The organism is Streptomyces sp. NPDC096046, from assembly GCF_040303285.1.
Taxonomy (GTDB): Bacteria; Actinomycetota; Actinomycetes; order Streptomycetales; family Streptomycetaceae; genus Streptomyces.
The window spans coordinates 71,478-92,120 of the sequence record NZ_JBEOSZ010000031.1 but is presented as its reverse complement, the minus strand read 5'-3'; the positions used below and the strand labels follow the sequence as shown (position 1 = coordinate 92,120).

Annotated in this window: 19 protein-coding genes; 6 read left to right on the top strand and 13 right to left on the bottom strand. The window is 72.5% G+C overall.

What is annotated here, in order from left to right; genetic code table 11:
• The first annotated feature begins 229 nt into the window (after positions 1 to 229).
• A complete protein-coding gene (locus tag ABTX62_RS24980) occupies positions 230 to 460 on the top strand; it encodes a hypothetical protein (RefSeq protein ID WP_352118284.1) in 231 nt (76 codons plus the stop codon).
• Here the strand turns inward: ABTX62_RS24980 and ABTX62_RS24975 are convergent.
• Positions 450 to 1,670 carry a transglycosylase family protein gene (locus ABTX62_RS24975; RefSeq protein ID WP_352118283.1) on the bottom strand — a complete coding sequence of 407 codons (1,221 nt, stop codon included), beginning with the start codon at positions 1,668 to 1,670 and terminating at the stop codon, positions 450 to 452. The genes ABTX62_RS24980 and ABTX62_RS24975 overlap by 11 nt on opposite strands.
• A gap of 352 nt (positions 1,671 to 2,022) precedes the next feature.
• Here ABTX62_RS24975 and gnd point away from each other — a divergent pair, with 352 nt between their 5' ends.
• Positions 2,023 to 3,462 (top strand): NADP-dependent phosphogluconate dehydrogenase, encoded by a 1,440-nt coding sequence (gene gnd, locus ABTX62_RS24970; protein WP_352118282.1) that lies wholly within the window; start codon positions 2,023 to 2,025, stop codon positions 3,460 to 3,462.
• Between the two features lie 488 nt (positions 3,463 to 3,950).
• Here the strand turns inward: gnd and ABTX62_RS24965 are convergent, their stop codons facing one another.
• From ABTX62_RS24965 to ABTX62_RS24955, 3 genes are all read right to left on the bottom strand, one after another.
• Positions 3,951 to 4,325 carry a GNAT family N-acetyltransferase gene (locus ABTX62_RS24965; RefSeq protein ID WP_352118281.1) on the bottom strand — a complete coding sequence of 125 codons (375 nt, stop codon included), beginning with the start codon at positions 4,323 to 4,325 and terminating at the stop codon, positions 3,951 to 3,953.
• Between the two features lie 25 nt (positions 4,326 to 4,350).
• On the bottom strand, positions 4,351 to 4,770 hold the full coding sequence (gene panD, locus ABTX62_RS24960; protein WP_142156860.1) for an aspartate 1-decarboxylase: 420 nt from the start codon (positions 4,768 to 4,770) through the stop codon (positions 4,351 to 4,353).
• Positions 4,771 to 5,073: 303 nt separating this feature from the next.
• A complete protein-coding gene (locus ABTX62_RS24955; protein ID WP_352118280.1) occupies positions 5,074 to 5,349 on the bottom strand; it encodes an HNH endonuclease in 276 nt (91 codons plus the stop codon).
• Between the two features lie 1,831 nt (positions 5,350 to 7,180).
• On the opposite strand from ABTX62_RS24955, the gene rpmF reads away from it, so the two are divergent.
• The 3 genes from rpmF to ABTX62_RS24940 all read left to right on the top strand — a co-directional run bounded on the left by rpmF (position 7,181) and on the right by ABTX62_RS24940 (position 9,448).
• Entirely contained in the window at positions 7,181 to 7,351 is a 171-nt protein-coding gene (gene rpmF / locus ABTX62_RS24950) for a 50S ribosomal protein L32 (protein ID WP_352118279.1), read from the top strand.
• Between the two features lie 6 nt (positions 7,352 to 7,357).
• Complete coding sequence (locus ABTX62_RS24945; RefSeq protein WP_352118278.1) at positions 7,358 to 8,545, top strand: GTP-binding protein; 1,188 nt, start codon at positions 7,358 to 7,360, stop codon at positions 8,543 to 8,545.
• Positions 8,546 to 8,620: 75 nt separating this feature from the next.
• On the top strand, positions 8,621 to 9,448 hold the full coding sequence (locus ABTX62_RS24940) for a class I SAM-dependent methyltransferase (protein ID WP_352118277.1): 828 nt from the start codon (positions 8,621 to 8,623) through the stop codon (positions 9,446 to 9,448).
• A gap of 143 nt (positions 9,449 to 9,591) precedes the next feature.
• On the opposite strand, the gene rpsN is transcribed toward ABTX62_RS24940, so the two are convergent.
• Together rpsN and rpmB are read right to left on the bottom strand one after the other, a co-directional pair.
• A complete protein-coding gene (gene rpsN, locus ABTX62_RS24935) occupies positions 9,592 to 9,897 on the bottom strand; it encodes a 30S ribosomal protein S14 (RefSeq protein ID WP_352118276.1) in 306 nt (101 codons plus the stop codon).
• Positions 9,897 to 10,133 (bottom strand): 50S ribosomal protein L28, encoded by a 237-nt coding sequence (gene rpmB, locus ABTX62_RS24930; protein WP_352118275.1) that lies wholly within the window; start codon positions 10,131 to 10,133, stop codon positions 9,897 to 9,899. The genes rpsN and rpmB overlap by 1 nt, the downstream gene beginning before the upstream one ends.
• Positions 10,134 to 10,366: 233 nt before the next feature.
• Here rpmB and ABTX62_RS24925 point away from each other — a divergent pair, with 233 nt between their 5' ends.
• The gene (locus ABTX62_RS24925; protein WP_352118274.1) at positions 10,367 to 10,927 is read left to right on the top strand and encodes a GNAT family N-acetyltransferase; all 561 of its coding nucleotides are present in this window, start codon (positions 10,367 to 10,369) and stop codon (positions 10,925 to 10,927) included.
• A gap of 22 nt (positions 10,928 to 10,949) precedes the next feature.
• Here the strand turns inward: ABTX62_RS24925 and ABTX62_RS24920 are convergent, their stop codons facing one another.
• From ABTX62_RS24920 to ABTX62_RS24890, 7 genes are all read right to left on the bottom strand, one after another.
• Complete coding sequence (locus ABTX62_RS24920; RefSeq protein WP_352118273.1) at positions 10,950 to 11,750, bottom strand: class I SAM-dependent methyltransferase; 801 nt, start codon at positions 11,748 to 11,750, stop codon at positions 10,950 to 10,952.
• An 80-nt stretch (positions 11,751 to 11,830) separates the two neighbouring features.
• On the bottom strand, positions 11,831 to 13,057 hold the full coding sequence (locus ABTX62_RS24915) for an aminotransferase class V-fold PLP-dependent enzyme (protein ID WP_502998010.1): 1,227 nt from the start codon (positions 13,055 to 13,057) through the stop codon (positions 11,831 to 11,833).
• Positions 13,054 to 14,391, bottom strand: a complete 1,338-nt coding sequence (locus ABTX62_RS24910; protein ID WP_352118272.1) for a pyridoxal-phosphate dependent enzyme — start codon at positions 14,389 to 14,391, stop codon at positions 13,054 to 13,056. Before ABTX62_RS24910 ends, ABTX62_RS24915 begins: the two co-directional genes overlap by 4 nt.
• The gene (locus ABTX62_RS24905; RefSeq protein ID WP_352118271.1) at positions 14,388 to 15,884 is read right to left on the bottom strand and encodes a Y4yA family PLP-dependent enzyme; all 1,497 of its coding nucleotides are present in this window, start codon (positions 15,882 to 15,884) and stop codon (positions 14,388 to 14,390) included. The genes ABTX62_RS24910 and ABTX62_RS24905 overlap by 4 nt, the downstream gene beginning before the upstream one ends.
• A gap of 117 nt (positions 15,885 to 16,001) precedes the next feature.
• A complete protein-coding gene (locus ABTX62_RS24900; RefSeq protein WP_352118270.1) occupies positions 16,002 to 17,759 on the bottom strand; it encodes an ABC transporter ATP-binding protein in 1,758 nt (585 codons plus the stop codon).
• Complete coding sequence (locus ABTX62_RS24895) at positions 17,756 to 19,495, bottom strand: ABC transporter ATP-binding protein/permease (RefSeq protein WP_352118269.1); 1,740 nt, start codon at positions 19,493 to 19,495, stop codon at positions 17,756 to 17,758. Before ABTX62_RS24895 ends, ABTX62_RS24900 begins: the two co-directional genes overlap by 4 nt.
• A complete protein-coding gene (locus tag ABTX62_RS24890) occupies positions 19,492 to 20,640 on the bottom strand; it encodes a nitroreductase family protein (protein WP_352118268.1) in 1,149 nt (382 codons plus the stop codon). Before ABTX62_RS24890 ends, ABTX62_RS24895 begins: the two co-directional genes overlap by 4 nt.
• Positions 20,641 to 20,643: the final 3 nt, after the last annotated feature.

Below are 20,643 nucleotides of genomic sequence, written 5' to 3'. Positions count from 1 at the left end.
CCGGGCGGCCGCGGGGCCGGGCGGGGCGCCGCCGCGCCCGCCTCGCGAGCCCCCCCCGCCCGCGCGGGCGGGCCCCCCCCGCCCGGCGCCGGCGCCGGCGTCCGTGCCTGTCCCGGACACAGCGGCGGCAGTGCTCGTGCCCGGGGCGGAGGCACCGGCGGAGGCCCAGACGCCGGACACACCTGCGGCAGTGCTCGTACCCGGGCCGAAGGCACCGGCGGAGGAGCTGGTGCCAGTACCGGACACACCTGCCGCGGTGCTCGTACCCGGGCCGGGCGTGAGGCCCGGGTCGGGGGCAGCGGTGGCGGTGGCGTCCGTGGGGGACGGCCCGTACGAGAGCGGGGAGCCGTCGGTGTCGGTCTTCGACGACGAGCGCCCGCTCTCCTACGTGCCCTTCTACGGCATCCCGTACATACCGCTGCCCATGGTCAACCGGCACCGCGTACGTGTCAGATCCTGACGCCGCCCGCCCGGAGGTACGCCAAAGGGTCGACGTCCGAGCCGAACCCGGGCCCCGTCCGCACCTCGAAGTGCAGATGCGGGCCCGAGCTGTTGCCGGTGGAGCCGGAGCGGCCGATGCGCTGGCCGGCACTCACCGACTGCCCGTCCCGTACGGAGATCGCGGACAGGTGGGCGTACTGGCTGTAGCGGCCGTCGCCGTGCCGGATGACGACCTGGTAGCCGTAGGAGCCACCCCACCCCGCGCTGACGACGCTGCCCGCCGCGACCGACTTGACGGTCGTGCCTGTGGGAACGGGGAAGTCGACGCCGGTGTGATAGCCCTTCGACCACGCCGAACCCGCCTTGCGGTAGGGCGTCCCGAGGGAGGCGCTGACGGGGGCGACGAGCCCCTGCCGGGTGGCCGTGGACCGGTCGGCGCGCTCCCTGTTCTGGTCCTTCGACCGCTCCTTCGACTGCTCCTTGGGCCGTTCTTTGGCACGGTCCTGGGCCGGCTTCTTCGTCGAGGGCTTGGCCGACGGCGCCGGCCGGTGCGCCGGACGCGTCTTCGTGGCGCCCTCGCCGCGCAGCGCCAGGCGCTGCCCGGGCACGATCAGGTCGGGGTCGGCGCCGATGGCCGACCGGTTGGCCGTGTACAGGCCCCGCCAGCCGCCCCGTACGTCCTGGTCGTCCGCGATGCCGGAGAGCGTGTCGCCGCGCACCACGGTGTACATCTCGGCGTTGCCCGCCCGGGACTGCGGCGTGGACTGCGGCCGTACGTCCTCGAAAGAGGTCTTCTTGGCGTCCTTCTGCTTCGTGCGCTCGGCGGCCGGCCGGATGTCGGGCTCGCCGCCGCCCCGGGTCAGTCCGGCCCGTACCGAGCAGACCGGCCAGGCGCCCGGGCCCTGCCCGTCGAGCACTTTCTCCGCGACGGCGATCTGCTGGTCCTTGCTCGCCAGGTCCGCACGGGCCGCGTAGGCCCGGCCGCCGTAGGCCTCCCAGGTGGACTGGGTGAACTGCAGCCCGCCGTAGAAGCCGTTGCCGGTGTTGATGTTCCAGTTGCTGGTGGACTCGCAGGCGGCGACCTTGTTCCAGGTGTCCACGTCCGCCGCATGGGCGGCGCCGGTGCCCATGAACGGCAGCGCCATGCCCGCGCCGCCCGCCGTGACGGTGAGTGAGGCGCGGTTGATCCTGTTCGGCTGATACCGGCGGTGCCGGCCCCGTGCGGCCATGGAAAGCCCCCCTGGACATGCGTCTGGAGGGGCAAAAGTAAGCGCGGCGAACCGGCCAGAACAAGACGGCTATCAGCCGCCCGGGAGTCCAAATGGCCGGTATGAGGCCCCTGTTGCGCGACGTGCGCCTCGGCGGTGCACCGTGTACGGCACGCGGTGCGCGGGTGCGCCGTGCGCGGGGACGCGTACATCGGCTGAGTGCCACGGGGCTCGGTTCCGTATCAGCCTGCGCCACGCCGTGCGACCCGCGCGTGCGGACGACGTAGCGGCACGCAAGGATGGTCGACGGGGGGATGCCCCAGGGCACCGCCCACCGGCAGCACCGGTACCGAGGTCTTTAGGAGCGAACCGAATGAGCAGTACAGCGCAGATCGGCGTCACGGGTCTCGCGGTCATGGGCCGCAACCTCGCCCGCAACTTCGCCCGCAACGGCTACACGGTGGCGGTGCACAACCGGACGCCCTCGCGCATGCACGCCCTGGTGGAGGAGTTCGGCGGTGAGGGGGAGTTCATCGCGTGTGAGAGCGCGAAGGACTTCGTGGCGGCGCTGGAACGGCCCCGCCGGCTGGTCGTGATGGTGAAGGCCGGTGAGCCGACGGACGCGGTGATCCAGGAGTTCGCGCCGCTGCTGGAGCCCGGCGACATGATCATCGACGGTGGCAACGCGCACTTCGCGGACACCCGGCGCCGGGAGCGCGACCTGCGTGAGCAGGGCATCCACTTCGTCGGCATGGGTGTCTCCGGCGGTGAGGAGGGCGCGCTGAACGGGCCGAGCATCATGCCGGGCGGCCCGAAGGAGTCCTACGACTCGCTGGGCCCGATGCTGGAGAAGATTTCGGCGAAGGCGGCCGACGGCTCGCCGTGCGTCTCCCATGTCGGTCCCGACGGTGCCGGGCACTTCGTGAAGATGGTGCACAACGGCATCGAGTACGCGGACATGCAGCTGATCGGCGAGGCGTACCAGCTGCTGCGGGACGTCGCCGGGTACTCCCCCGCCGAGATCGCGGAGATCTTCCGGACCTGGAACCAGGGCCGTCTCGACTCGTATCTGATCGAGATCACGGCCGAGGTGCTGTCGCACGTGGACGCGGAGTCGGGCAAGCCGTTCGTGGACGTGGTGGTCGACCAGGCCGAGCAGAAGGGCACCGGCCGCTGGACCGTGCAGATCGCGCTGGACCTGGGCGTTCCGGTGTCCGGTATCGCCGAGGCGGTCTTCGCGCGCTCGCTGTCGGGCCACGCGGAGCTGCGGGAGGCCTCGCGCGGGCTGGCCGGCCCGAAGGCGCAGCCGCTGAGCGAGGCGGAGGCCCGGGCGTTCGCCGACCGGGTGGAGCAGGCGCTGTACGCGTCGAAGATCGTGTCGTACACGCAGGGCTTCCACGAGATCGACGCGGCCCGTGCCGAGTACGGCTGGGACATCGACCTGGGCGCGGTGTCCGCGCTGTGGCGGGGCGGCTGCATCATCCGTGCGGCGTTCCTGGACCGGATCCGCGCCGCGTACGACGCCCGGCCCGACCTGCCGAGCCTGCTGTCGGACGCGACGTTCGCGCGGGAGATCGCGGACGCCCAGGACGACTGGCGCGAGGTGCTGGTCGCCGCGACCCGCCACGGTGTGCCGACGCCCGGCTTCGCCGCGGCGCTCGCCTACTACGACGCCCTGCGCGCGGAGCGGCTTCCGGCCGCGCTGACGCAGGGGCAGCGGGACTACTTCGGTGCGCACACGTACCGCAGGGTGGACCGTGACGGTTCGTTCCACACGCTGTGGGGCGGGGACCGGTCGGAGACCTCCGCGTAGGTGCTGCCGCTGAGGGCGGTGCGCCGGGCGGTGGACGGCAGCACGCGCCGTCCACCGCCCCGTTCGCGTACCGGGGGTCAGGACAGGGGCGGGCCGGGCTCAGGGTTCGGTACGGGGTCCGGTCCCGGGGGGATCGGTGAGGGGTCGGGACCCGGCACGGGGTCGGGGCCCGGGGGTGCCGGCGGGGTCGGGCCCGGCGGCGGGGTGGGCGCGGGCGGCGGCGGAGTCGGCTCCGGGCCCGGCGGGGGCTGCGGGTTCGGGACCGGGTCGGGGTGCGGCTCCGGGCGCTGGGGATCCGGGCCCGGCGTCGGGGCCGGCGGCACGGGATCGGGAATCGGGTTCGTCATCAGGTCCTCCAGCCAGTGGGACGACTCCGGCTCTGGACTACTCCCCCGCCTACCCGGCCCGCCCCCTGCGCAGTCACTCCCCCGCAGGACGGGGACGGGACCAGGTGGGGGTAACGCGGGCCGGGCTGACGGGAACGGCCGTCAGAAACGGCCGGGGTGGTCCCTCAGCCAGTCCTTCGCCACCGCGAGGAGGGCCTGATCGGCCGGCTTCGCCTCGTCCGGATGGCGTTCGGCCCACCTGGTGACGTAGGGGCACAGGGATGCGACCGTACGGTCCTCGCGGCCGGCCAGCGTGTAGAGCTCACGGGCGAGTGAACCCGCGATGCCCTGGCCCTCGTGGGCCGGCTCGACGATCGTGTGGACGGGCACCAGGGCGCGCTCGGGGCTGTCGAGCACGAAGTACTCGATGCGGCCGACGACTCCGCCGCCGGACACGGCCTCCAGCCGGCCCGCCGCCCTGTCGTCACGGATCTCCGGGTCGCCGGTCCCGGGGTCGCTGGTCTCCGGGTCGCTCATGGACACGCTCCTCGTCTTGCTGCGGTCAGGCCCCGACGGCCTGCGGGCTGCGCTGCTGGTCCGAGCCGGGCACCGGCTCGGACGGGTCGGCGCCCAGAGCCACGATCCGGTTGTCGCGGTCCACGTGCACGACCCGGGGAGTGAGTGCCCGCGCCTCGGCGTCCGTCACCTGCGCGTAGCTGATGATGATCACCAGATCACCGGGGTGGACGAGATGGGCCGCTGCCCCGTTGATCCCGATCACGCCGGATCCGCGCTCGCCCTCGATGACGTACGTCTCCAGCCGGGCGCCGTTGGTGATGTCCACGATGTGCACGAGCTCGCCGGGCAGCAGATCGGCGGCGTCGAGCAGGTCGGCATCGATGGTCACCGATCCGACGTAGTGCAGGTCGGCCTGGGTGACGGTGGCTCGGTGGATCTTGGACTTGAACAGAGTACGCAGCACTTTGGACTCCTGGAAGACGGCTCCCTGCCAGCTTTGTGCAGGTCAAGGGCGGTCGTCACTCTACACGGGCACGCGTCGAAGTCGACGACTGTGAGGAACATCGCGCTCTCATTGGGGATGGGGCTCCCTGCCTGGAGTTCCGCGCCATCCAGGCTGTTGTGACGCCACCGGCCAGGTGCCTGTCCGACAGCCTTTCAGGATGTTCGGGAACTGATGCCGACCAGATGCCGACTTGCCTGACCATGCGCCAGGCACGCGCTCCGTCGAGCACGGAGCCACTCTCCGCGTCGACCTGGAAGTCGTTCAACGCGCCCGGCGGTCCGGGGCTTGGTGATGGAGATCCATGTCGGCCACCCAGCACCGCGCGGTACGGCCCTTCTTCCAGCGATTGCAGTCTTCGCAGGCTGGAACGAAGTTCCAGCAGACGCCTGCTCCGGTATCGGCGAGGGGCATCTCGTGGTCAATCGTGGTGGCCGCGGAGCGACCGCAGTGGACACACAGGCCCCGATGCGCCATCAGGACCATGAGCCACTGCCAGGTCTTCTGTTTGCCTCGCTCTCCACGACGGATCTCGTCCATCACACCCCCTCCGTTACCGCAGGCTGATCAACGGCGATCGCAGAAGGCGGCGCTGACAATCGAAGGGCGAGCCGGACGTCGCGGTGGACGTACCCCCGCCTCCGAGGCAGCGCGCGGGCAACTTTCGCGGCTTCCCGTACCGCCCCCAGGTCCAGTTCATCCGCACTGATGTCCAGGTCCGGTGCCTTGGGCAGCCGGTAGAAGTACAGCGGGAAGTGAGCCCACCCTTCGACGCGGCCCACGGCAGTGGCAGTCCAGTCCAGTGGCGTTGTGCGGCTCGGCACCTGAGTCCACGGGTCCGGGACACGTGGGACGTGAGGGCCTGTCTGGTGTGTCACTTGTGCTCCAGTGCTCCCGGATGAAACCGATCACGAAGACGCCCACGACCGCCACCGTGGTGGCGACCCGGCGCACCATGCGGGTCATCACCGGCAGGAACACCAGGAGCAGCACTCCGTAGGCCCCCAGGGAGCTCAGCGCATGTCCGCTGGGAAAGCTCAGGCCCGACGGCGTGCGTGTCCAGGGGCTCGTCGACGCCCGGCCGTAGTCGGCCGGCCAAGACCTTGATCACCGAGATCGGGACCAGGCGCCCATCGCGGCCACCACGTACAGCGCCGCTCGCACCTGCGGCACAACAGCAGCCACACCACACCTACGCCGGTCAGCCAGGCCGGCGCCGGGCTCCCGCCCAGGTCGGTGACCACCCGCAGAGCCCGCACCACCACCCCGTGGCCGGCCACGGCTCCGTTCAGGCCCGTCGGCCACCTCCTGATCCATCCGCCGCAGCGGGCCCCACTCGCCACGCACCAGCAAGAGCAGCAGTACGCAACCCGTCGCGGCCGGCAACAGCAGCAGCGCCCCGGCCCCAGGGGCGCGTCACCGTCGGCTCACCCCGCATCTGCCTTCCTCCCGCCACCAGACCCTCCGGTCCCCCGGCCGCCCGCCGCCTACCCACGCGGTCCCGGCACCGCTCCTGATCACCAGAGTGCAAAATTTTCTTTATGCAATATTTTATGCACCTCTGGACCGGGTACATGGGTTGTGACGGCGTAACCCCGGAGGTGATCCGCTGGTGACCCAAACCGATGTGGGCAGAGCACAGACGGAACAGCGCGGTCGGCTCACGTTCCCTAGGCGCCTCACGATGAGGCGTTCCTGGAAGCCGTGCTCCGATCGTGCAGCCGAGTCACCGGGCCCGTCGACTGAGGGCGCAGCCGGAGCGAGAGGGCGAAGGGAAATGACTGGGACAGAGAGAAGCGCAGAGGATGCCACTTGCCTGGTTCTCCTGCAGCGGATAGCAGCGGCCGCGGACGCCACCGCGAAGCTGGAGCCGCCTGAAGCGGCGACGGCGCTCAAGACCCTGGCGGGCGCCTACACGCTACTCGTGAATCCCCTGCTCAGCCCAGGCGATATGCCGCTGGAGCCGCACCTCCTCGCGAGTCCGCGGCCATAGCGATGCTGCGAAATTCGCCTGGGCGCCGCTGACGTTCACTCGCAAGGGATGTGCGGCGCAAGGCACCCCGCGTACTCAAGTGACCCTGGCGGCATACTCGCCAGGGCGCCGTGCAGGACCCTTGAGTACCGGAGCGACCTGCGCGCCCGCACGGGCGATGGTGATCGCCGGTTGCCCAGTGCGGCCAACGGGGGCTCACGAGAAGTCGGCCTCGATACCTGAGATGCGGAGCATCACAAGGCCTTGCGACACCGGCGCTGACGCCCTTGTTGAGCGGCAGCGCCGGTGTCGCCTGCCCGGTTCCGGCGGCAGCCCGTCGTAATGACATCCATTTTCAGGTACCGTCTACCTTGCTCACTCTTCCCACCGGAGGTCCCCATGGCCGTGCCCAAACGCAAGATGTCGCGCAGCAACACCCGGCACCGCCGCGCGCAATGGAAGGCGGCGATGCCTCAGCTGGTGACGGTCACGGTGGACGGGGCCCCGTACCGTGTCCCCCAGCGGCTGGCCAAGGCGTACGAGCGTGGCCTGCTCCGCCCCGAGGGCTGACACCGCATGACGCAAACCCCCTCGCGCCGCCTGCCCGTCACCGTTCTGTCGGGTTTCCTCGGCGCCGGCAAGACCACCCTGCTCAACCATGTCCTCGCAAACCGTGAGGGCCTGCGCGTCGCCGTCATCGTCAACGACATGAGCGAGATCAACATCGACGCCGCCCTGGTGCGCGGCGGCGAGGCGGCCCTGTCGCGCACTGAGGAACGCCTGGTCGAGATGACCAACGGATGCATCTGCTGCACCCTGCGTGACGATCTGCTGGAAGAGGTGGACCGGCTGGCACGGGAGGGGCGCTTCGACTACCTCCTCATCGAGTCCTCCGGCATCTCCGAGCCCATGCCGGTCGCCGCCACGTTCGCCTTCGCCCGTGACGACGGCGCCACCCTCGGCGACCTGGCCCGGCTGGACACCATGGTCACGGTGGTGGACGCCGCCAACTTCCTGCCCGAGCTGGCCGGTGGCGACGAACTGGTGGAGCGGGGCCTGGATCAGTACGAGGACGACGAGCGCACGGTCAGCGATCTGCTGATGGACCAGATCGAGTTCGCGGACGTGATCGTCCTCAACAAGCTCGACCTCGTCGACGCCGCGTCCGCCGACCGGTTGCGAGCCACCCTGGCGCGGCTCAACCCCGCCGCCCACGTGGTGCCGGCCGTGCGCGGCCGCGTACCGACCGGCGAAATTCTAGGCACCGGCCGCTTCGACCTGGAGCGAGCACAGCAGGCTCCGGGCTGGGTGAGGGAACTCAACGGCGATCACGTTCCCGAGACGGAGGAGTACGGCATCTCCTCGACCGTCTTCCGCTCCGGGGCGCCCTTCCACCCCGGGAGGCTGTGGACGTTCATCACCGAGTCGCTCGACAGCGGCGTCCACGGACAGGTACTCAGGTCCAAGGGCTTCTTCACGCTGGCCACCCGCCCTCATGTGACGGGACTGTGGTCCCAGGCCGGCTCGGTAGCGCGCTTCGAACCCGCCTCCGCCCGTGACGTCGAGAGCCCCTTCGCCCAGGAACTCGTGTTCATCGGCACCAGCCTGGACACCGAGTCCCTGTGGGCGGCACTGACCGACTGCCTGATGAGGGAAGACGAGCCGAATCCCCGTTCCGACCCCTTCCCCGCCTGGGACACCTACGGCTTCGACGAGGTCTGCGAGCACGAGCACGAACCCCTCACCTCCGTGACGGGGCACTGAGACTCCGGGCCGGACGGTGGTCGCAGCCACGGCACCGTCCGGCCCGGAACCCGATCTGCCGCAGGGAGGCCGGTCATGGACAGGATGAAGCCGCGTTTGGGAACGGTTCAGGAGACTCTCCTCATCCCGCTGTACGCGCGCGCCGTGGAGAACCGCAGGGAATCTCCCCTGCTGCGCGACGCCCGGGCCGAGGAGATCGTCGCCGCGATCGACTACGACTTCGCACGCTTCGACGGTCTGCCCAGCCTCACCGGCGCGATGTTGCGCACCCTGCTCTTCGACCGTTGGGTGGCGGACTTCCTGGCCGCACACCCCGACGGAACCGTGGTCGAGATCGGCACGGGACTGAACACACGCTACGAGCGGGTCGACAACGGCCGGGTCACGTGGTTCGACCTCGACCTGCCCGACGCGATGGCCCTGCGCGCCCACTTCTTCGCGGACACCGCACGGCGGACGATGATCGCGGCCTCGGTGACCGACGAGGCATGGGCCACCGAGGTGGCCTCTCGAACCGACGGGCCGTACCTCTTCGTGGCGGAGGCCGTGCTGCCCTACCTGCACGAGCCCGATGTCCGTCGAGTCGTCGATCTCCTCTCCGGCCGTTTCCCGGGCGCACTGCTGGCACTCGACACCGCCGGTCCGGGCTTCTTCGACACCCAGGAACAGCACGACGCCCTCGGCAAGGTCGCGGCCTGCATGCACTGGTACTGCCCCGACCCGGCCGGACTGGCCGCTTGGCGGCCGGGCGTCCAGGTGCTGGCGTCGCACACGCTCACGAGCCTTCCCGGCCCGCTGGTCGACGAACTGCCGGTCTCCCACCAGGAGATGCTGTCCGCCCTCGCCGCACAGCGGCTCCCCCAAGCCGAGGGCTACCGGCTCAATCTCCTGCGCCTGCCCTGACACCGCGAAGCGTGTGTCGGTCCTCAGAAACCCGCGAGGGTTGACCGACCGTAGGCAGGAGGGCGGCATACGCCGGGCGAGCTCCTGGCCCCGACTCCGCCGAGACGCGGCCAGGAGCTCCGTCCACTGCGAGAACTCCGGTGCTACCAGGACGACTTGGTGACCCCGGGAAGGAAGCCGGCGTGGGCCTGCTTCCGCATGCGGACCCGTGACAGGCCGAACTTCCGCAGGTGGCCGCGCGGCCGCCCGTCCACGCTGTCACGGTTGCGCACGCGGGTGGCACTGGCGTTGCGGGGCTGGCGCCGGAGCTCTTCCACGGCTGCCTGGCGTTCGGCGTCGGTGGAGGACGGCCGGCGGATGATCTCCTTCAGCTCCGCCCGTCGGGCCGCGTACCGCTCGACGATCGCCTTGCGCTTGTCGTTCTGCGCGATCTTGCTCTTCTTGGCCATCAGACCTTCACTCCCCGGGCGCGGATGCGGGCCACCGCGGCCTCGATTCCGATGCTGTCGACGGTCTTGATCGCCTTCGCGCTGAGCGTCAGCCGGACGTACCGGCCCTCGCTCGGCAGCCAGTAGCGCTTGCGCTGGATGTTGGGGTCGAAGCGGCGCGAGGTGCGCCGGTGCGAGTGGGAGATGGTGTTGCCGAAGCCCGGCTGGGTGCCGGTCAGTTGGCAGTGGGCGGACAAGGTCGTGCCTACCTTTCGTCGGACGGCCGGCTTTTGGTAATGGAAACCATTCCCATATAGTACCCGCACGGCTCGCCCCGAGATACGCCCGATCATCAAGCCGCTCCACCGCGGGGACCTGAGCGGCGACTCGCGCCCGGCCGGTGACGCTCGGGACCGGCCACGGAAGCCGGCCCTGGCCGAGTCGGCGGACAACGCCCGGCGGGCGGCGGACGGCTGGCAAGCTACCGGCTGTGACAGCTCATGAGGCAGTGCGGAATCCCATCACCGCACAGATCAGTCGGGCCGACGACGCCACCGCCGCCGTTCGGAGGGAACTGACCGCATGCTGGGCGGCGGTCATCAACGCCGGGGGAGCCGTCGTGCCGATGGACTGCCCACTCCCACCGGTGACGGAGGCCGCGCTCCGGCCGGCGGTCGAGAGGATCACGCGTGACCTGTCCCCGGACCGGAGCAGACTCCTTCTGGCGAGGGTGGACGGCGCGCTCGCGGGCTGGATGCTGCTGCGCCGCGAACAGCACCCTCTCGTGGCGCACTGCGGCATCGTGAACCACGTCCAGACTCATGTCCGCTTCCGGGGCAGGGGCGTGGGGACCGCGCTGCTGCGACGCGCCGGCGATGTCGCGCGCGACGACATGGGTCTGGAGCGGCTGCGGCTCGCCGTGCGGTCCGGCCTCGGACTCGAGGACTTCTACCGCAAGGCGGGCTGGACCGAGGTCGGCCGGTGGCCGGGCGCGCTGCGTGTGGCGCCCGGTGACGACCGGGACGAGATCCTGATGAGCCTGGCCCTCTGAAGCGTCTTTCTCCCTTGCGGGCTCATGGCCCGGCGGGAGCACGGCCCTCGCGAGCGTCGTCCATGACCGCCACCAGTACGGCGCTGTCGCCGTACTGCCAGACCGGCGCCACATGGGCGAAGCCCGCCCGGCGCAGCAGTTCGGTGTGGCGGCACACCGTCATCTCCTCGTCGCCCCCGCTCCCGGCGTGTGCCGCCTGGCGCCGTCCGCGTTCGTCGAGCAGGTCGGCCAGTTCGGGGTCCCGGGCCGCGGCGTCCCACCAGGACCGCCAGTCCTCCTCGGCGGGTCCGCCCGTACGCTCGGACCTGCGACGGCCCACATGGGCGGTGAGGGCCGAGCACGGTGCGGCGCCCGGCGGGAAGTGGTCGCCGTTGACGAGGACGCCGCCGGGGCGGATCAGGGACGCCAGCGAGCGGTACGTGCGCAGCAGGTCCTGCTCGGGCAGGTAGTGCAGCGCGGTCGACGAGACGGCGGCGTCCAGGGGGCGTCGCAGTGCGAGGGCGTCGGTCCAGCCCTCCTCGCCGATGACGGTGTCGACGTAGCGTGCGGCGTCGGCATGGTGGGTCCGCCCCAGTTCCAGCAGCAGGGGATCCATGTCCGCCGCGACGATCTCGGCGTGCGCGAAGCGGGCGGCGAGCCGGGCGGCCAGGGAGCCGGGGCCGCACCCGAGATCGAGCAGGAGGGGACGGTCACGGCCGGTGGTGATGTGCTCGACGACGTCCGCGATCACGGTGAACCGCTCCTCGCGGTCCACCGCGTACCGCTGCTGCTGTCGTTCCCAGCGCTCCACCCACATCCGGGCCGTCGCCATGCTCACGCCCATCGCTTGCGCCACCTCATCCGTCTCTCGTCCGTCCGTAGGCACAGACGAATCTACAGGTGGAAACGGTTATCAGTTGCCATTCACGCGAACGAGGCCAGAACGCCCAGCAGGCGATCGATCTCCTCCGCCGAGTTGTACACGTGCAGGCTCACCCGTACCGAACCGTCCCGCTCGTCGGCTCCGGCCTGGCAGAGGCTGTCGGCGCGCACCATGAAGCCGTGACTGTAGAGGATGAACCCGAGGTCGTCCGAGGGGATGTCGCGGTGGCGGAAGGTGACGATGCCGTGGCGGCGCTGGGCCGCGGGGAGCGCGGAGTCGGCGGCCAGGCTCGCCGGGCAGCCGAGGACCTCGTACGCGCCGAGGCGCCTGAGCCGGTCCGTCAGCCGGGTGGTGAGCGTGGTCGTCCAGCGGGCGATCCGCTCGACTCCGGCCGCGTCGAGCCAGTCGAGCGCGGCCCGCAGGGAGGCGATGCCCACCGTGTTGGGCGTGCCCTGCCAGCCGCCCGACCGGAACACGGGCCCCCGGGCGTTGCGCGCCCAGACCGCCCCCGATCCGGGCAGGGCCATCGCCTTGTGCCCGGAGAAGACCACGAAGTCGACGTCGAGGGACGGATCGTCGAGGTGGACGGGCAGGTGGCCGACGCTCTGCGCCGCGTCGAGGCAGATCGGTACGTCCGGGCCGACCGCCGCGCGGATGCGGTGCACGTTCATGTCACCGCCGTAGACGTGGTGGACGTGGGTGGCGGCCACGAAGCGGGTCCTCGGGCCCACGGCCTCGTCCAGGGCCCGGTGGTCGTAGTCACCGGAGAGCGGCTGGTACGGCAACGCCCGTACGCGGACGTCGACACCGCGCTCGGCCAGCAGCCGCCGGGCCTCGAGCCAGGGGTCCAGATTGGCCCGGTGGTCGGCGTGGGGCACGAGGATCTCGTCGCCGTCGGTGAGGTACGGGACGAGCCAGTCGCGGGCGACGGCCCGCAGCCCCTCGGTGGTGCCGCCGGTGAAGTGGACGCGGGAGCGGTCCGGTGCGGGGTCGTGGAGGAACTCCTTGACCCGCTCCCGGGTCGAGTCCACCAGTTCCGTGGTCTGGTTGGCCCAGGGGTAGGTGCCGCGGCCCGCGTTGGCGTTCGACGTCGTGAGGTAGGTCTGGACGGCCTCCAGTACGGCGCGGGGCTTCTGGGACGTCGCCGCGCTGTCGAGGTACGCCAGCTCGGGATGGCCGGTGATGATCGGGAACTGCTCCCTCAGGTCCCGCTGCCAGGACAGGTCTTCCTCACCGTCCGTCCCGGGAAGCGGCGGGGCCGCGCTCACTCGCGCACCAGCGGCGCGCCGGCGTCCCGCCAGGCGACGATCCCGCCGTCGAGGCTGCGGACGTCCGGGTGGCCCATCCGGGCCAGCGCGGCGGCGTAACGCAGCGACTTCTCCCCGACGGGGCAGGCGAGCAGCACGGGAGTGCGCTTGCTGAAGGGCAGCCCGCCGCGGAGCAGGTCCTCGAACACCTCGTCGACGATGTTGACCGAGCCCTCGATGTGCAGGGCGGCATAGGCGTGCGGGCTGCGCAGGTCGACGACGAGCGGTCGGGGGTCGCCCGCGGCGGTCCAGCGCCGGGCGTCGTCGACGCCGATGACGCGGGCCTCCGCGCGGGCTTCGGCGTCGGTGACGGCCGTCGCGGAGCGCCCCCGGTCCGTGCGGCCCAGGAGTTCCGGACGTCGCTGACGCACATAGCTGAGGTAGCTCTCGGCCCGGTCGCAGACGATGAAGACCGCCGTCCGGCGCTCCCCCGTGTCGTCCAGCTCGGCGTCGGCGTGCCGCAGGTGCCGGACCGCTCCCTGGTAGGCGGCGCCTCCGGTCGGCCCGGACAGCAGTCCGCAGCGCCGGATCAGGGTGAGCATCCCGTCGATGGCCTCCCCGGAGGTCACCGACTCGATGGCGTCGTACGTCGCCGGGTCGAACAGGCCGACCTGGTGCACCTCGTCGATGGTGCGGATACCGGGGATGAAGTCCGACTTGTGGGCGACCAGGCCGAGGACGCGCACCTGCGGGTCGTGCTCGCGCAGGACCCTGGCGACACCGGTCGACGAACCCGCCGTGCCCACGCAGGCGACGAACCAGTCCGGCACCCGCCCGTCCAGGTCCTTCACTATCTCGGGACCGGTGCCCGCCGCGTGCGCCTCGACGTTGCGCGGGTTGAAGTACTGGTCGGTGTGCAGATAGGTGCTCCCCGGGTCGGAGAGCGCCTGGTGGAAGTGCGTCAGCGGGTCGTCCGTGTCGGTCGGGTCGAGGCACTCGCTGCGCCCGGGGAGTTCCTCTATCTCGGCGCCGAGAAGCAGGAGGAGTTCCTTGATCTCGGGTACGCGCATGCGGTTGGTGACGCTCTTGAACCTCAGCCCGTGCATGCCGGCCAGCAGGGCGAGGGCCTTGGCGGTGTTGCCGCTGGAGAGCTCCACGACCGTGCCGTCGCCGCCGGCGGCCGCCTCCAGATGGGGCCGGGCCATGTGCCAGGCGGGCCGGTCCTTGACGGAACCGAAGGGGTTGAGCATCTCCAGCTTGGCGTAGAGGTCGATGTGGCGCAGCCCGTGCACGGCGGGATCGATGCGCACCAGGGGTGTGTTGCCTATGGCCTCGGTGATGCTGTCGTACCTCATGCGGTGGTTCCCCTCAAGGGTGTGATCGGCCAGTAGTCCTCGTCCGGGCACCAGCGCCAGGAGTCGCCCTGGCGCTCCACCGCGACCGTCCGCGCGATGGGCTGCCGCTGTGCGTGGTGGGCGTGGAAGTCCATGGCGTATCCGGCGGTGTTGGCGAAGGCCAGCAGATCTCCCTCGCGCGGCAGCCGGGGCAGGAACACCAGGCGACGGGTGATGAGATCGCCTTCCAGGCACAGGTTGCCGGTGAGGTAGACGCCGACCGGTGCCTCGTCACCGGCCGCCGCTTCGCCGCGTGGCAGCGGCACGGGGTCCACGAGGACTCCGTGCTCCTCAAGGCTCATGTCTCCGGCGTTCATGCCGAGGCGCACGAGGTGGTGGCCGGAGTCCGTGTCCGCGGGCCGGACGTCCAGCACCCGCGCGAGCGACAGCCCGCACTGGTCGACCAGGGAACGACCGGGTTCGATGTAGAGATCGTGGAGGTGTTCGAGGAGGAGGGTGGCCGACGGCCGGCCCAGCGCCGGCGCGGGGAGGGAGAGGAGTTCGTCGAGGTACCCGGGGCCGGCGGTGGGCCGGTACGCCGGGTACAGCGCGGCGGCCCCGCGCACCGTGCCGCCCTCGTTGCGCAGCCCGTAGCTGTGACCGCGCCAGGTCAGCGGCGGGCGCACACCGAGCACGGCCTCGGTCAGCGCGGTGGTCCACCGCTCCCACTCCCCCGCCTCGGCGACGTAGCCGACGCCGAATCCGCCCCCGATGTCGAGGGCGCGCGGCGCGAGTCCCCGGGCCCGGCACTGGTCCAGGAACAGCACGCACTGCTCCAGCGCCCGCGCCTTCTCCTCCACGCCGGTGGTGTCCAGGTGATAGGCGGCGCCGGTGAACTCCACGGCGTCCGCGTTGCGTTCGAGCGCCGCCAGCAGCGCCTGGGTGTCCCGTACCGGGGTGCCGAAGCGGCTGCGCCGGGAGAGCATCCGCGTGCCCGCTCCCCCGTGGCCGTCGGCGGACTCGAATCCGGACAGGCGCACCAGTACGGCGACCCGGCCGAGACCGTGCGAGCGCACCAGGCCGGAGAGCCGTTCCAGTTCTCCCGGCGAGTCGAGATTCACCGTCGCGCCCACGCGCGCCGCCAGCCAGAGGAATTCGGCGTCCTTGGGGCCGGTGGCCATGATGCGGTCCCCGGTGAATCCACAGCCCAGTGCGTGCTTCAGCTCTTCCAGGGAGGCGACGTCGACGCCGACGGCGGCCGGGTCCTCGGCCGCCAGTCTCCGTACCAGGGCGCTGGAGCGGTTCGCCTTGTGCGCGAAGTACACGCGTCCGGCCAGATGGTGGCGGCGGAAGACGGAACGGAAGCGGGCGGTGTTCTCCGCGACGGCCTCGGGGAGCAGCACATGGAGCGGTGACCCCAGGGCGTCGACGAGCGAGTGCAGGAAAGGCCGGTCCGCCAGCAGCGCGGCGAGTGGCGGATCCACCCTCGGCCTCAGGTACAAGGGCGCATCCACGTGAGACCCCTCCCGGTGTCGGCCGACCGTCGTCCGGACGATCGTTCGGGAGTAGTCGTTTCCAGGTAAACCCGCCGCTAAGCCTCACCGGCCCGGATACCGGGCGGCATCCCGGGCTCAGGAGGGGGTGGTGGTGAGGATGCGGTTGAGCGCGCTGCCGTGGCGGCCGGTGAGTTCCTCCCAGGTTCCCTCTTCCGTGATGCGGCCTTCCTCCAGGACGGCGACGCGGTCGGCACGGCGGATGGTGGCCGGGCGGTGTGCGATGACGATGGTGGTGCGGTCCTCCTCCCGCAGGGCCGTGGCGAGTTGGGCGTCGCCGGTGTTGTCCAGGTGGGCGGTGGACTCGTCGAGGATCAGCACTCTCGGGCTGACCAGCAGCGCGCGGGCGAGGGCGACGCGGGCCCGCTGGCCTCCCGAGAGCGTGGCGCCGCGCTCGCCGACGAGGGTGTCCAGCGGGGCGATCCGGTCGACGCCGCACAGCCGTGCCGCTTCGGCGAGCCGGTCGTCGTCCGCCTCGGGTGCGGCGAGCCGCAGGTTCTCGGCGAGGGTGCCGTGGAAGAGGGGCGTCTCCTGCCCCACGAGGACGACCGCGCGCCGCAGTTCCGCGTCGTGCACCTCCCGCACGTCCACGGGTTCGCCGTGGGCGGGCAGGAGCTGGACCGCTCCCTCGGACGGGTCCCAGAAGCGGGCCAGCAGGTGGGCGCAGGTGGACTTGCCGGCGCCCGAGGCGCCGACCAGGGCGAGCGTCTGTCCCGGGCGGACGGTCAGCTCGACGCCGTCCAGCACGGGCCCGCCGCCGTAGTCGAAGCGCACCCGATGCAGCCGGACGCCCAGCGGCCCCGGGGGCAGGGCGCGGGGTGCGGCGGACGGTGGCGCGAGGGCGGGAGCCGTGACGGCGGCGCCGACGCGGGCGGCGGCGGCGCGCAGTGCCACGGCCTGGCTCAGGGCGCGGGCCGATTCCGCGACCGGCCCGAGGACGGACAGGGCCAGGGCCATCGCCGCCGGGGCCCAGGCGCCGTGCAGCCGTCCGGAGGTCACGGACTGTGCCGCCGCCGTGACCACGCCGAGGACGGCGGCCACGATGAGGAGGTCGCGGACCGCGGCGGCGACAGCCTCCCAGGTGGCCTCGGCACGCTGGGCGTCACCCACCTGCCGCCCCCGCTCCGCGAGCGTGCGGCGACGCTTGGCCAGGGAGCCGAAGGCGAGCAGTTCGCGCAGCCCGTCGACGGTCTCCACCGTGTCGGCCGACAGTCTCGCCATGGCCGTCCGGGTGCGGCTGCCGCGCGCCGCGCGGGCGCGGGCGTCGGCGAAGGGTGCCGCGGCGAGCAGGGCCGCGACCGGCAGCACGGCCACGAGCAGCCACGGTTCCACCGTGGCGAGAACCACGGTTCCGCCGGTGAAAACCGTTCCCGCCGCGAGGAGTTGGGCGGTGGTATGGGCGTAGAAGAACTCCAGGGCCTCCACGTCGGCCATGGCGGTGGCGGCGAGGTCGCCGCTGCGGCGGCCCGCGACCCGGGCGGGGGCGCTGCGGGCGAGTCCGTCGAAGACGCGGACCCGCAGTGCGGCGAGGACCCGGTAGGCGAGGTCGTGGGAGAGGTCCATCTCCCGCCAGGTCATCAGGGCGCGTACCAGGACGAGGGCGACGAGCGCGGCGGCGGTGCCGGCCGAGGGGGCGCGTCCCTCGATGACGGCGGTGCCCACGGTGTGCGCGGCCAGGGTCAGCAGCGCGACCAGGGAACTCTGTTCGAGGAGCGCGGCGGCGCAGGTGCGGGCCGTCATGGCGCGGTGTGCGGCCAGGGCGGGGAGCAGGGCGCGCAGCGCCCCGCGGGCGGGCACGTCCGCGTCGGTGGTGGCGGGTGCGGTGACGGTGCTCATGCGGCGAGTTCTCCTCGGTGGGCGCGGCCGGCCTCGACGAGCCGCGTATAGACGCCGCCGGCCTCGACCAGGTCGGGGTGCTCGCCGACGGCGTCCACCCGTCCGGCGTCGAGGACGACGATGCGGTCGGCGTGCCGGACGGCGGCCATCCGGTGGGCGACCACCAGGACCGTCCTGCCGCTCGCCGCGTGCAGCAACTCGCGGACGATGCCCGCCTCGCGGCGCTCGTCGACCGCGCTGGTGGCCTCGTCGAGGACGAGCACCGGCGCGTCCGCCAGCAGGGCCCGCGCGAGGGCGAGTCGCTGGCGCTGCCCGCCCGAGAGGGTTCCGCCGCGTTCACCGAGGACGGTGGCGTAGCCGTCGGGAAGGGCGACGATCTCGTCGTGGATCCCGGCGACGCGCGCCGCCCTGGTCAGTTCGTCGTCCGTGGCGTCCGGCCGGGCCAGGCGCAGGTTGTCCGCGATGGTGGCGTGGAAGAGGTACGTCTCCTGCGAGACCACGGCGATGTGCTGCCGCAGCGAGTCGAGCGCGTACTCGGTCGTGGGGCGCCCGTCGAGTGTGATCCGGCCTTCCTGGACGTCGTGGTGGCGCAGGAGCAGTGCCAGGAGGGTGGATTTGCCCGCGCCGGAGGGGCCGACGATCGCGGTCGTCCGTCCCGCCTGCGCGGTGAAGGAGACGCTGTCCAGGGCGGGTGCCGGTGCACCGTCATAGGTGAACCGGACGTTTTCGAAGCGTAGTTCGGGCGGCGCCTGCCCGTGCGCGGAGGCCGTTCCGGTGTCGGGGACGGCCGGTTCGGCGGTGCGCAGGGCCGCGAGACCGTCCGCGGCCGACACGCCCAGGTATCCCGCGTGCCACTCGCGCGCGAGGTCGCGAACGGGGCGGAAGCACTCGGAGGCCAGCAGCAGCACCAGATAGGTGCCGGTCGCCGTGGTGGATCCGGTGACGGCCGACCAGCACGCCAGGAGCGCGGCGGCGGCGGTGCCGCCCTGGATGGCGAGGTCGGTGATCCCGGTGTCGACCAGGGACACGCGCAGCTTGGCGACGGTCGCCCGGTGCAGCGCCGACGACCGCTTCTCCAGGCGGGCGCGGGTGCGGCCGACGGCACCGGCGGCGCGCAGGGCCGGCATGCCCTGGAGGGCCTCCAGGTAGTCGGCGCCCAGCCCTTCGTAGGTGTCCCAGTGCTCCTTGCCGCGGGCGGCGAGGAGCCGGTCCCAGGCCCGTGGCCCGGCCAGCGCCAGGAGCAGGGCGGGGACCAGGCCGAGCAGGACCCGCGGTTCGACCGCGGCCAGAGCGGCCAGCACCAGGGGCGGCACCGTGAAGGTGACCAGGAGCTGGGGCAGGTAGCGGGAGACATAGGCGTCGACGCCCTCCACCCCGTCGACGAGGGTGGTGCGGACCGCTCCGGCCCGCGCGGTGGTCAGCTGAGCGGGTCCCAACCGGCCCAGGTGGGCCAGGAGTTCGTCCCGCAGGGCCACCCTGACCCGGGCCCCGGCGCGGGTGGCGGTGCGCCGCTGCCACACGGCGAGCCAGGCGCGGGCGGCGACGACGGCGAGCACCGCGGCCAGCAGCCAGGGCAGTTGGCCGGTGGTTCCGCGGGCCAGGCCGGCGAGCGCGAGGGCCAGCAGCGCCGCCTGTGCCAGGTGGGTGAGGGTGACGGCGCCCAGCAGGAGGGTGGCCGTGAGCAGGGGGCGCCGTGCGGGCCGGGTGGCGCGGCGCAGCTCGGGGTGGACGATCACGTGGTGTTCTCCTCGTCGGCGTGGCGGGTGCCGAGGGCCAGGGCGTGGACGACCCAGTCCCGGCCCGGGGCGGCGCCGAGCGCGGCGCCGAGGTCCGCCTGCTGCCAGGAGCCGACGGGCCGGGCGGCCAGTCCGTGCCGCAGGGCGGTGACATGGGCCAGGTGGACGGCGAAGCCGGCCCTCAGGTGGGCACGGCGGATGTGCGCGGCGTCGGCGTCGGCGGGGCAGCCGTGGGCGAGCAGGACGGCTCCCGCGTCCGCGATCCACGCCTGGCCCGCCGCCCAGGCCGCGAGCGTCGCGCGCGCCTCGCCCGCCGCGTGCCGCCGCAGGGTCGTCCCGTCGGCGGACCGTTCCATGAGGCCGGGCCGTGGCGGGCCGACCGCGGCGCACCAGCGCAGGTCGCCGGTGCCCGCCCGTTCGGCGGTGGTGAGGACCGCCCGCAGCGCGTTCGGGGAGGGGGCTCCCGGCAGCGGCGGTGGGGCACTGCGGCGCGCCAGCAGTTCCGCGGGCGTGGGCGGGCCTCCCGTCGGCTCCCCGGTGCGGGGGCCGGCCGGACGCGCCGGGCTTCGCCCGTCGGGCGGCGGGATGTGCACGGACGCCAACGGGTACTCGGTGCGCCCGTCCAGCCGTACCTCTGGCTCGGCCGCGCCCAGTGCGCGGGCCGCCAGGAACAGCGCGGCGGCGGCGTGCCCGGTGTCCAGCAGCAGCAACGGCCAGGCTCGGTGACCGTAGTGGGAGACCGTGCGCCGTGCGGTGACGGAGAGCTCGGCGCTCACCCCCGGCAGGGTGCCGTCGGGTTGCCGGCCGAGGTGGTGGACGCGGTGACGCAGCGGGTCGTAGCCGTAGCGGCCGGGCGGCAGGGAGCAGCCGGGGCCCACGACCAGTTCGGTGTCCACCGGGTGCAGCGCGCCGGCGGAGGGCGCGGGCCGCATCCGTCCGGAGCCGTCCGCAGCGGCCAGGGACAGACGCAGCAGGGCCCGCAGATCGAGGTCCGCCGGGCCCGCCGCCGGGATCGGGAGCGGCGCACCCGGCCACGCCCGGACCGCTGTTCCGGCGGGCGTGTCGGGACCGGGGCGTTCCTCGGAGCGGGCGCGGGCGAGGGCGGCGACGAGGTCCTCCGGGCGCTCCGCACGGGGATGATCCATGGG